Origin of the sequence: Globicatella sulfidifaciens DSM 15739, assembly GCF_900167405.1 — a bacterium.
Taxonomy (GTDB): domain Bacteria; phylum Bacillota; class Bacilli; order Lactobacillales; family Aerococcaceae; genus Globicatella; species Globicatella sulfidifaciens.
This window is the reverse complement of record NZ_FUWO01000011.1, coordinates 1-9,546: the sequence shown is the minus strand read 5'-3', so window position 1 is coordinate 9,546 and position 9,546 is coordinate 1. Positions and strand designations below refer to the sequence as shown.

The window sequence follows — 9,546 nt, the reverse complement described above, 5'->3', positions numbered from 1 at the left end:
TAATTTAATAACAATAACTTGATTGAGTTTACCAAATTTATCTTTAACCTCATTAAGACGCAGATTGAGACCACTCAACCACTGCGCTATAAATTAACGAACAATAATCATAACTAAGTTTATCAAGTTTATGGCCGCCCTCGTTTTCCTTATTTTGTCAAATAGAGATTAAATCATCACTATTCAATTATTAAATTTTTCTTAAGATTATATTATCCCATTATATTATATAAATATGAAGGAAACTGTCATGTAACAGAAAATGGAAACGTTTTTATTTGTTAATGGCTGAATGGAGGAAGTCTTTACTTAAATTTTTGGTAAAAATTTGCTATAATATTAAATGTTAGTGTTAAGAGGAGGTGTGAAAGGATGCCACATTCAACATTGGAAGAAATGAACGCCATTGAAATGGAAGCTCAAGCAGTCCAAACTGAGTATCAGGAAAAAATTGAAGACGCACGAGCAAAAATGGAACAAAAATTAAAAGATGCAACTGGAGCTTTTGACGTCGAAACGAAGCAAATGATAGCCCAAGCACGTCAACACTTCGATGAACAAGAACAACAAGCAAAGGAAAAATTAGCTCAGCGTGTTCAAGAAAATGAAGCACAACTTCAAAAAGCTCTTGGTGATAAAAGGGAGTATTTAATTAATCAAATAGTAGAAAGGGTGGTGAAAGAATATGGCAATTAGCCCAATGCAAAAAGTGACGCTCATTTCGTCACGCGAACATTTAGAAGCGATTCTTTCATCGGTCCAACGATTACGACGAATTCAAGTAGTGGACTTACAAAATGAAAATCAGAATGATTCAGAGTTAGCACCATTAATTGAAGAGTATGATGAGGAACAGCAACAAATCGTCTATGATGATGAAGCCTTACATGCGATTACTAATCGACTCAAACGAATTAATCATGCAATTGAACAATTGGAAGACTATGAAGTAAAAGACAGTTGGTTCAAGCAAATGCAGACTGAAAAACCAAGTTTATCATTTATAGAATTCCAACAACATAATCAACAATTTGCTGAGCATCAAGTCATTACCGAAACGAATCAATTAACGGCTCGTATTAAGGAAATTGATGAGTTATTGGAAAAACGTAATGATCAAATTGATAAATATCGTAAATGGCGAGAGCTAGATATTACACCAAATGCTATTGAGCAGTTCCAGCATATTAAAGCAGTTATCGGAACGGTACCGAATGTTGAAAATAATCAATATATTCAAAAAATAAAACAACATCCAACAATCGTTCATAAAGTTATTTTCTTAAATGACTATGAATATGGTTTAGTCATTTTCTATCAAGAAGATGAAACCAATGAGCTAGAAACTTTATTAACGGAAGCTAATTTTAAACCAATTGAATATCCTTATCGGACTTTACCAGGTAAGAAGATTGAAGGTTGGAATGCGGAAATTCAACAGTTGAAAGAGGAACGTCGTTCCATTATTCAAAAAATGAAATCAACTAAACGCGAATTAGCTGGCTTAAAGGTTCAAGCAGATTTTGTAAAAACAGCTTACGAACGTGAATTAACCAAGAAAAAAGTGGGGATTACGCAACATTTAATGGCGGTTGAAGGTTGGATTGAACAAAGTGAATTTGCTGTCTTCAAACAAGCGATATTAGATGAGTTCGGTAATAAAGTAGTCATTAGAACAGCGGAAGTTCAAGCTGATGAAGTGGATGAAGTCCCAATTAAATTAAAAAATAATTTCTTAGTCAAACCGTTTGAAATAATTACACGCATGTATGCTTTACCAAGATATGATGAATTGGATCCAACACCATTTTTAATGCCATTTTATTTTGTCTTCTTTGGGATGATGGTGGCCGATGCGGGTTATGGCTTATTAATTTTTATTTTAAGTCTGTTGGCACTGAAACTATTCAAATTATCAGAAGGGATGCAAAACGCCTTAAGATTTGGCGCTATTTTAAGTGTTTCCATTATGATATGGGGCAGTCTCTATGGCTCCTTCTTTGGTTTTAGTTTGCCCTTCCAATTAATTAATCCGAATGAGGATGTCATGCTGATTCTAGGTATTTCTGTTGCTTTAGGTTTAATTCATATTTTTGCAGCATTAGCAATTAATACTTATTTAAAACTAAAAGAAAAGAATATTGTAGAAGCTTATTCAACCGGAGTGGCATGGATTTTACTGTTAACTGGCTTTATTTTAATTGGTGTAGGCATGCTAGGTGAAAGCTATGCGCTATTAGCTCTAATAGGTAAGTGGTTAGCGATATTAAATGCACTTGGAATCGTAGTGGCGTCATGTATTAAAGCAGGCGGCATAGGCGGTTTAGGCTGGGGACTTTATGATTTATATGGCACGACGAGTTATATTGGGGATTTAGTCTCTTATACACGTTTGATGGCTTTAGGGTTATCAGGTGGTAGTATTGCTTTAGCATTCAATATGATTATTGACTTTATGCCTGGTGCAATGAAGTTTACCGTCGGTATCTTATTATTTGTTGCCTTACATGCATTAAGTTTATTCTTATCACTTTTAAGTGCTTATGTGCATGGTGCTCGTTTAATTTTCGTCGAGTTCTTTGCTAAGTTTTATAATGGTGGCGGTCAGGAATTTAATCCATTAACCGTTTCAGAAGATTATGTCTCAATCAATGATGAAAAGAATCAATAAAAATTGGAGGAATTTTTAATATGGAACAATTTGTAGGATATTTTACACAAAATGGTGGCGCGTTTTTTGCTAGTTTAGGGATTGTGGTTGCGGTTGTCTTTGCTGGTATGGGATCTGCTCGTGCAGTAGGTTCGGCTGGTTCTGCAGCAGCGGCTTTATTAAAAGAGGAGCCTGAAAAATTCGCACAAGCATTAATTTTACAATTATTACCGGGTACTCAAGGTTTATACGGATTCGTTATCGGCTTCTTAACTGCTTTACAAATCGGTAATGGTTTAACTGTTCAACAAGGTTTAGGTTATTTATTTGCTGCTTTACCAATTGGAATTGTGGGCTATTTCTCAGCATTACACCAAGGAAATGTGGTCGTTTCAGCAATGCAAATTTTAGCAAAACGTCCAGAAGAAAATACAAAAGGTATCATCTTATCAGCGATGGTTGAAACGTATGCTATCTTAGCCTTCGTTGTATCATTTATCTTATTCTTAAATGTCTAGTGAGGTCGATAATATGAGCGACTTACAAAATTTACGTGAGTCCATCTTGAAAAAGGCGCACCAAGAAGGACAAGCGCAATTCGACAAAGCAAATGAAGAACTAGAACAAGAGTTTCAAACTAAATTAACAGCACAATTACACGAAAAAGAAAATATGCGTAATGTGCAATTGAATCGAGAAAAACAACGTTTAACCCGTTTGGAACATCAAGTGTTAAATCAAGAAAGACAAGGCAGTTTGAATAGTCGCCAAGCATTAATGGACCAGTTATTTGCCGGCGCCGTGCAAAAAATGGAAGCTTGGGATAATCAAACTTTCTTAGAATTTACCAGAACAATTTTAACTCAGTTTAAAGACAAAGAATTACAAGTAGTTTTTGGTGAAAAGACACGCAATCAATTATCTTCACCAGAGTTACAATCATTATTGGAACAATTTCCAAAATTAACCATTGCTGAAGAGTCGATTTCAGATCAAAGTGGTTTTGTGGTAAAAGATCAACGTGTGGATTATAATTTCATGTTTGATCAATTAGTAGATTCTGTTCGTAATGATTTAAGTGCAGATTTAGCTCAACAAGTTTTTAATACCAAATAAGGGGGGATTTTATGACAACCCACGATTTTTCAGGTGTTAATACGACTATCAGTGTAAAGGAACAATATTTCCTAAGCCGAGAAGAATGGCAACAATTACTTAATGCCAAGGATGCCGAGACATTATCAATCATTTTACAAAATTCACCTTATGCGATGTCAGTTGAACAATTGTCTGACCCTGATAAGATTGAAGAAGTATTAATGAGAGAATTGCGTAATGCTTATCGTTTTGTGTTTGAGGAGTCACCTCAGTCTGAAATTGTCGAAATTTTTTCAGCACAATACTTGTATCATAATTTAAAAGTATTAATGAAAATGAAGGTAACTGGGCACGATTTCGAAAATCTATTGATCGATATTGGAAAATTTCCATTAGATGCTTTAAGACATGTGACTCAAACGTTTGAATCGAGTGTTTTATATCCCAATGTGGTGGAAGAAGTGAATCGTACTTGGCAAGATTATCAAGCCTACCAAGCACCAGAAGCTTTTGACGTTGGTTTTGATGGTGCCTATTTTGCTCATTTAAGACATCTCGATGAGAAAATCAATGATCCTAAAGTGACACCGATTATTAATGCATTAATTGATTTTTATAATGTAATTGCGATTAAACGAGCAATTGAATTAGATAGAGGTCATGGTTTCATGTATACCATGATGACCAGTAAGGGATCTATTGAGAAGAAAGAGTTAATTCAACGTGTTGAACAAGGTCAATTAGCTCAATGGTTTGAAGAACAAACGCATATTTATTTTGGTGAGGTCTTTAAACCTTATATTGAAGATATGAATAATGGGACGATTACCGCCAATCAATTGGAACATTTGCGGGATGCCTATATTCATCAATATTTCTTTGAAAATCGTCTAGATGCTCAAGGACCTTTATTAGTGTTGAAATATATTTTCGGGAAAGAGAATGAAATTAATAATTTAAGACTCGTATTAACTGGTCATGCCAATGGCATAGCCAAAGAAAAGATTCAAGAAAGGATGGGTGCGATTTATGGCGAAACAATATAAAGTAGCGGTCGTTGGAAATCGTGATGCCATTCTACCATTTAAAATGATTGGATTTGAAACTTTTCCAGTCAATACTGCTGATGAAACGAAAAAGACTTTGCGCCAATTAGAAAATGACGAATATGGAATTGTCTATTTAACGGAAGATTTCGCTCAAGAAATCCCGGATGTAATTCAATATTATGATACAGTCGTGACACCCGCTGTCATTTTAATTCCAACCCATCGTGGTAACTTTGGCATTGGTGCACAAAAAATTCAAGATAATGTCGAAAAAGCAGTCGGAATGAATATTCTATAAGCGGCTACTTAACAATTTAAAATTTATAAAGGAGGAAATAGATTGAGTCAAGGTAAAATTATTAAAGTATCTGGACCATTAGTTGTCGCTTCTGGAATGTCTGAAGCCAATATCCAAGATATTTGTCATGTAGGACATCTTGGATTAATTGGTGAAATCATCGAAATGCGACAAGATAAAGCCTCTATACAAGTATATGAAGAAACAAGTGGACTTGCTCCAGGTGAACCTGTAGTGACAACCGGGGAAGCTTTATCCGTCGAATTAGGCCCAGGTATTATGTCACAAATGTTTGATGGTATTCAACGTCCATTGGATACTTTTATGGAAGAGACTAATAGTGATTATTTAATTCGTGGGGTTCAAGTACCCATCTTAAATCGTAATAAAAAATGGGCTTTTGAACCTAAAAAATCCGTAGGCGATTATGTTACGGCTGGTGATGTGATTGGCGTTGTCCAAGAAACCAAAGCAGTAGAACATCGTATTATGGTACCAGTCGGCGTAGAAGGAACATTAACGTCAGTAGAATCAGGCGAGTTTACGGTAGAAGAGGTTATTTATAAAGTTGACAAAGCAAATGGTGGCGAGTTTGAAGGTACGATGATTCAACGTTGGCCAGTGCGTAAAGGACGTCCATTTGCCCAAAAATTAATTCCAGAAGAACCCATGATTACAGGACAACGTGTGGTCGATACATTCTTCCCGGTAACGAAAGGGGGAGCCGCAGCGGTTCCAGGACCTTTCGGAGCAGGTAAGACAGTTGTACAACACCAAATCGCGAAATATGCGAACGTAGATATTGTTGTTTACGTGGGATGTGGTGAACGTGGTAACGAAATGACCGACGTATTAAATGAATTCCCAGAATTGATTGACCCTAATACCGGTGAATCAATTATGGAAAGAACCATCCTAATTGCAAATACTTCTAACATGCCCGTAGCAGCGCGTGAAGCGTCAATTTATACTGGGATTACGATTGCGGAATATTTCCGTGATATGGGTTACTCAGTGGCTATCATGGCGGACTCTACTTCTCGTTGGGCGGAAGCTCTACGTGAAATGTCAGGTCGTTTAGAAGAAATGCCAGGGGACGAAGGGTATCCAGCTTATTTAGGTTCACGTATTGCCGAATACTATGAGCGTGCAGGACGTGTTCGTGTATTAGGAAGCAAAGGCATTGAAGGGACGATTACAGCCATCGGTGCAGTATCACCTCCAGGTGGGGATACTTCTGAGCCTGTAACCCAAAACACTTTACGTATCGTGAAGGTTTTCTGGGGATTAGATGCAACCTTAGCGCGTAAACGTCACTTTCCATCTATTAACTGGTTAAGTTCTTATTCACTATATTTATCTGAAATTGGACAATATTTCGAAGAACATGGTCAAGAAGGCTGGTCTAAGAAAGTCACTAAAGCAATGAATTTATTGCAAAAGGAAAGTGAATTAGAAGAAATCGTTCGCTTAGTTGGTTTAGAGTCATTATCTGAACGTGACCGTATTACCATGAATACCGCACGAATGATTCGTGAAGACTACTTACAACAAAATGCGTTTGATGATGTGGATACTTATACTTCATTTGAGAAGCAAGATACCATGTTAACAAATATTTTACACTTCGATGAAAAAGCACATGAGACTTTAAGTTTAGGAGCTTATTTCAGCGATATAATGTCCAATACTGTCCAATTACGTGACCGTATCGCTAGAAGTAAATTTATTTCTGAGGAAGATATCGACAAAATTAAAGCTTTATATGACGAAATTGATAAGACAATGCGTCATATTTTAGAACATGGAGGTGAGGCATAATGGCAGTAATTAAAGAATACCGTTCGGTTGAAGAAGTCGTTGGCCCACTGATGATTGTCGATGGTGTCGATGGGGTTAAATACAATGAATTAGTAGAAGTTGAAATGCAAAATGGTGAAGTCCGCCGCGGACAAGTGCTAGAAGTCCAAGAAAGTCGTGCCGTTGTGCAACTATTTGAAGGATCTTCAGGTATCAACTTAAAGAACACGAAAGTACGTTTTAGCGGTAAACCACTTCATTTACCTGTTTCTGAAGATATGATTGGTCGTATTTTCAATGGGATGGGTGAACCGATTGATGGTGGACCGGCAATTATTCCAGAAAAATCATTAGACATTGATGGGCAAGCCATTAATCCAGTGGCTCGTGATTATCCGGATGAGTTTATCCAAACAGGGATTTCAGCGATTGACCACTTAAACACTTTAGTTCGTGGACAAAAATTACCCGTATTCTCTGGTTCTGGTTTACCACATAAAGAATTAGCGGCCCAAATTGCTCGTCAAGCAACCGTATTGAATTCAGATGATAAGTTTGCCGTTGTATTTGCAGCAATGGGGATTACGTTCGAAGAAGCTGAATTCTTTATGAATGACTTGCGCGAAACAGGTGCGATTGATCGTTCCGTATTATTCGTTAACTTAGCGAATGACCCCGCGATTGAACGTATTGCGACACCAAAAATTGCCTTAACAACAGCTGAGTATTTAGCTTATGAAAAAGGGATGCATGTCTTAGTCATTATGACTGACATGACGAACTATTGTGAGGCATTACGTGAAGTTTCGGCAGCTCGTCGTGAAGTTCCAGGTCGTCGTGGTTATCCAGGTTACCTATATACGAACTTATCAACATTATATGAACGAGCAGGACGTTTAGTTGGTAAACCTGGTTCGGTCACCCAAATTCCAATTTTATCAATGCCAGAAGATGATATTACTCATCCAATACCTGACTTAACCGGTTATATTACCGAAGGACAAATTATTCTTTCGCGTGAATTGGATAATATGGGTTATAAACCACCGATTAACGTATTACCATCATTATCCCGATTGAAAGATAAAGGTTCAGGTGAAGGTAAAACACGTAAAGACCATGCCCCAACCATGAACCAATTATTTGCGGCTTATGCTGAAGGTAAGCAAGCGAAAGAATTAGCAGCTATCCTAGGTGAGTCTGCGTTATCGGAAACAGATAAATTATATGTTGAATTTACGACACGCTTCGAGCAAGAATATATTAATCAAGGATTTACGACTAACCGTTCCATTCAAGAAACCTTGGATTTAGGTTGGGACTTATTATCAATCTTGCCGCGTGAAGAGTTAAAACGTATTAAAGATGATATGATTGATGAATTCTTACCTAAAAAGGGGGAATAATTCATGGCTAGATTGAATGTCAATCCCACTCGGATGGAGTTAAGCATTCTAAAAGAGCGTTTAAAGACGGCCACCCGTGGTCATAAATTATTGAAAGATAAGCAAGACGAATTGATGCGTCAGTTCATTATGAAAATTAAAGAAAATAATGAATTACGAAAAAAAGTTGAAGAACAACTAACTTCAGCGATGCAAGATTTTGTTTTAGCGAAATCAATGAAGAGTGATCAAATGGTGCAAGAAATCTTTTCACTACCAGCCAAAGAAGTTAGTTTACAGGTGCGCTATGACTCTGTAATGAGTGTCAAGGTACCAAAATTTAACTACGAGATAGAAGACCAATCGTTAGATAGTGAATTCCCATATAGTTATGTGGCTACAACTTCTGATATGGACCAAGCGATTGAGTCAGTTAACGAAAGCTTAACTGATATGTTAAGATTGGCCGAGATTGAAAAAGGATGTCAGTTGATGGCGGATGAGATTGAAAAGACCCGTCGTCGTGTGAATGCATTAGAATTCCGTACCATTCCTCAATTAGAAGAGACGATCTATTTCATTGAAATGAAATTAGAAGAGGCTGAGCGTGCGCAAGTAACGCGTATGATGAAGATTAAGGATATGGGACAAAAATAAAAGGACCTTACAAACGAGTCCTGATAGCCCTATATAGGTTTAAAAGCACCGTGAGCTATTATTTAGCTGACGGTGTTTTTGTTGTGGGAGTGGGGAGACGAAGCGAAATCTTTTTCGATTTTCTACTTCTTGCCCACTTCAGGTAGTTCGTTTTTAAGTTTTATTGTCTGAAAAGCGACAGAGTTTTAAAATTCTAGGTCTTGGGTATCAACTACTCTCTGCTAAAACAGAGAGTTTGTCCTAAACATGGTGGTTGTACAAACGATGTCTTATCTCCAACCGTTTAAAGACACTAAGGGATGGTTGACTGGCACCCCATCAATAAGCAGTCTGTAGACACTTACTGAATATTGTTTTATGTTTAATAATTTTGTATTGGCACAACTTTTTCAAACCGCGGGTTTTTCTCACTCGACAGATATCGGTGACCCAATTCTTTAATATTGATAGCTGCCACACGGTCATCATTTGATTGATACCCACAATTCCGACAAGTAAACAAGTGCTTATCTTGTTGTCTATTAGCTTTATCAATTGATTCGCATTTTGGACAACGTTGGGACGTAAATTGTGCGGATACTTTTAAAACTTGCGAACCACTTTCTAAAG

General features: G+C 37.0%; 10 protein-coding genes. 9 read left to right on the top strand and 1 reads right to left on the bottom strand.

Translation table 11 applies throughout. The features are described from left to right. Positions 1–372 precede the first annotated feature (372 nt). From B5D12_RS06625 to B5D12_RS06585, 9 genes are read left to right on the top strand one after another with little or no spacing between them, the layout of a single operon-like run. Positions 373–696, top strand: coding sequence for an ATP synthase subunit B family protein (locus B5D12_RS06625; protein ID WP_078756080.1), 324 nt, complete (start codon positions 373–375; stop codon positions 694–696). Further along, positions 686–2,671, top strand: a complete 1,986-nt coding sequence (locus B5D12_RS06620; RefSeq protein WP_078756079.1) for a V-type ATP synthase subunit I — start codon at positions 686–688, stop codon at positions 2,669–2,671. The genes B5D12_RS06625 and B5D12_RS06620 overlap by 11 nt, the downstream gene beginning before the upstream one ends. Before the next feature lie 20 nt (positions 2,672–2,691). Then, entirely contained in the window at positions 2,692–3,168 is a 477-nt protein-coding gene (locus B5D12_RS06615) for a V-type ATP synthase subunit K (protein WP_078756078.1), read from the top strand. Between the two features lie 13 nt (positions 3,169–3,181). Continuing rightward, positions 3,182–3,766 carry a hypothetical protein gene (locus B5D12_RS06610; RefSeq protein ID WP_078756077.1) on the top strand — a complete coding sequence of 195 codons (585 nt, stop codon included), beginning with the start codon at positions 3,182–3,184 and terminating at the stop codon, positions 3,764–3,766. Between the two features lie 11 nt (positions 3,767–3,777). After that, a complete protein-coding gene (locus tag B5D12_RS06605) occupies positions 3,778–4,794 on the top strand; it encodes a V-type ATPase subunit (protein WP_078756076.1) in 1,017 nt (338 codons plus the stop codon). Next, on the top strand, positions 4,778–5,095 hold the full coding sequence (locus B5D12_RS06600) for a V-type ATP synthase subunit F (protein WP_078756075.1): 318 nt from the start codon (positions 4,778–4,780) through the stop codon (positions 5,093–5,095). The genes B5D12_RS06605 and B5D12_RS06600 overlap by 17 nt, the downstream gene beginning before the upstream one ends. Before the next feature lie 42 nt (positions 5,096–5,137). After that, positions 5,138–6,916, top strand: coding sequence for a V-type ATP synthase subunit A (locus tag B5D12_RS06595; RefSeq protein ID WP_078756074.1), 1,779 nt, complete (start codon positions 5,138–5,140; stop codon positions 6,914–6,916). Next, positions 6,916–8,301 carry a V-type ATP synthase subunit B gene (locus B5D12_RS06590; RefSeq protein ID WP_071409330.1) on the top strand — a complete coding sequence of 462 codons (1,386 nt, stop codon included), beginning with the start codon at positions 6,916–6,918 and terminating at the stop codon, positions 8,299–8,301. The genes B5D12_RS06595 and B5D12_RS06590 overlap by 1 nt, the downstream gene beginning before the upstream one ends. A gap of 3 nt (positions 8,302–8,304) precedes the next feature. Next, positions 8,305–8,937 carry a V-type ATP synthase subunit D gene (locus B5D12_RS06585; RefSeq protein ID WP_078756073.1) on the top strand — a complete coding sequence of 211 codons (633 nt, stop codon included), beginning with the start codon at positions 8,305–8,307 and terminating at the stop codon, positions 8,935–8,937. 361 nt (positions 8,938–9,298) lie between these two features. On the opposite strand, the gene B5D12_RS06580 is transcribed toward B5D12_RS06585, so the two are convergent. After that, positions 9,299–9,546 (bottom strand): zinc ribbon domain-containing protein (locus tag B5D12_RS06580; protein ID WP_143412056.1); only part of this gene is annotated, 248 nt, incomplete at its 5' end.

Excerpts from the sequence above, each read along its gene's own strand:
- B5D12_RS06625 (WP_078756080.1), top strand. The coding sequence starts at position 373 with ATGCCACATTCAACATTGGAAGAAATGAACGCCATTGAAATGGAAGCT.
- B5D12_RS06620 (WP_078756079.1), top strand. The coding sequence starts at position 686 with ATGGCAATTAGCCCAATGCAAAAAGTGACGCTCATTTCGTCACGCGAA.
- B5D12_RS06615 (WP_078756078.1), top strand. The coding sequence starts at position 2,692 with ATGGAACAATTTGTAGGATATTTTACACAAAATGGTGGCGCGTTTTTT.
- B5D12_RS06610 (WP_078756077.1), top strand. The coding sequence starts at position 3,182 with ATGAGCGACTTACAAAATTTACGTGAGTCCATCTTGAAAAAGGCGCAC.
- B5D12_RS06605 (WP_078756076.1), top strand. The coding sequence starts at position 3,778 with ATGACAACCCACGATTTTTCAGGTGTTAATACGACTATCAGTGTAAAG.
- B5D12_RS06600 (WP_078756075.1), top strand. The coding sequence starts at position 4,778 with ATGGCGAAACAATATAAAGTAGCGGTCGTTGGAAATCGTGATGCCATT.
- B5D12_RS06590 (WP_071409330.1), top strand. The coding sequence starts at position 6,916 with ATGGCAGTAATTAAAGAATACCGTTCGGTTGAAGAAGTCGTTGGCCCA.
- B5D12_RS06585 (WP_078756073.1), top strand. The coding sequence starts at position 8,305 with ATGGCTAGATTGAATGTCAATCCCACTCGGATGGAGTTAAGCATTCTA.